Origin of the sequence: Salipiger sp. PrR007, from assembly GCF_010499845.1 — a bacterium.
Taxonomy (GTDB): domain Bacteria; phylum Pseudomonadota; class Alphaproteobacteria; order Rhodobacterales; family Rhodobacteraceae; genus Salipiger; species Salipiger pacificus_A.
Window position 1 is genome coordinate 1 of record NZ_JAAGOZ010000001.1, and the last position, 1376, is coordinate 1376.

Genomic DNA, 1376 nt, shown 5'->3' on the forward strand with positions numbered 1-1376 from the left:
GGGTAAGGCCCGCCGTGGACCATCGCGTCGCAGACCTCGACGCCGGTCGGGAACCCGTTGACCAGCAGCCGGCCGGCCTTGCGCTCGAGCACCGGCATCAGCCGCTGCGCCAGCGCCGTGTCGCCCTCGTCCATGTGGATCGTCGCGGTCAGCTGGCCCTCGAAGCCGCGGGCGAGCGCCTCCATCTCGTCGGCGCCGGACACCCGCACCACCAGCCCGAGCGGGCCGAAGACTTCTTCGCCAAGCGCATGATCCTGCAGGTAATTCTCTGCGTCGGTCTCGAAGAGGTTGGGCAGCGCGCTGCGCCCCTCGCTGTCGCTGGTCAGCACCGGTTTCACCGCATTGCGACCGTCAAAGCGGGATTTACCATCCTTATACGCCTGCGCGATACCCTCGGTGAGCATGCATTGGGCGGACGCGCCCTTCAGCGCCTCGGCGGCAGCGGCGACAAAGGCGTCGCCCGCCGGGCCCGTCTCCACCACGGCGATGCCGGGGTTGGTGCAGAACTGGCCGGCGCCCATCGTCAGGGAGCCCGCCCAGCCGGTGCCGAGCTCGGCGCCGCGCGCTTTCACCGCCTCGGGAAGGAGGAACATCGGGTTGACCGAGCCCAGCTCGCCAAAGAAGGGGATCGGCACCTCGCGCTGTGCGCAGAGGTCAAACAGGGCGCGGCCGCCGCCAAGCGAGCCGGTGAAGCCCACGGCGTTGATCAGCGGGTGCTGCACCAGCGCCTGGCCGACGTCGCGCTTGCCGCCCTGAACCAGCGAGAAGACGCCCTTGGGCATGCCGGTCTTCTCGATGGCGGCAAGGATCGCCTCGGCGACGATCTCGCCGGTGCCGGGGTGCGCGCCGTGGCCCTTGACCACCACCGGGCAGCCGGCGGCCAGCGCCGCGGCGGTATCGCCGCCGGCGGTGGAGAAGGCGAGCGGGAAGTTCGAGGCGCCAAAGACCGCGACCGGCCCGATCGGGCGCATCACCATCTTGATGTCGGGGCGCGGCAGCGGCTGGCGGTCGGGCAGCGCCTCGTCGTGGCGGCGGTCGAGGTAGTCCCCCTTGAGGATGTGGCTGGCGAAGAGCCGCAGCTGGCCGGTGGTGCGGCCGCGCTCGCCCTGCAGGCGCGCCTCGGGCAGGCCGGTTTCCTGCGTGCCGATCTCGGTGATCGCCTCGGCGCGGGCCTCGATCTCGTCGGCGATGGCGTTCAGGAACTCGGCGCGGGCCTCGCGGGTGGTGTAGCCATAGGTCCAGAAGGCCTCTTCGGCGGCCTTGCACGCCTGATCGACCAGCGCAGGGGTGCCGACCGAGAAGTCGTGGCTCGGGCCATGCGCCGGCTCGGAGGTGAAGCTGGTCTCGCCAGCCACCCAGGTGCCTGCGATCAGGTG

Annotated in this window: 1 protein-coding gene; it reads right to left on the reverse strand. The window is 71.1% G+C overall.

Going from position 1 to position 1376, the window contains the following annotated elements; genetic code table 11:
• Positions 1–1376, reverse strand: a 1376-nt coding sequence (locus G0Q01_RS00005) for an aldehyde dehydrogenase (NADP(+)) (RefSeq protein WP_164212899.1), incomplete at both ends; no start/stop codon positions are given.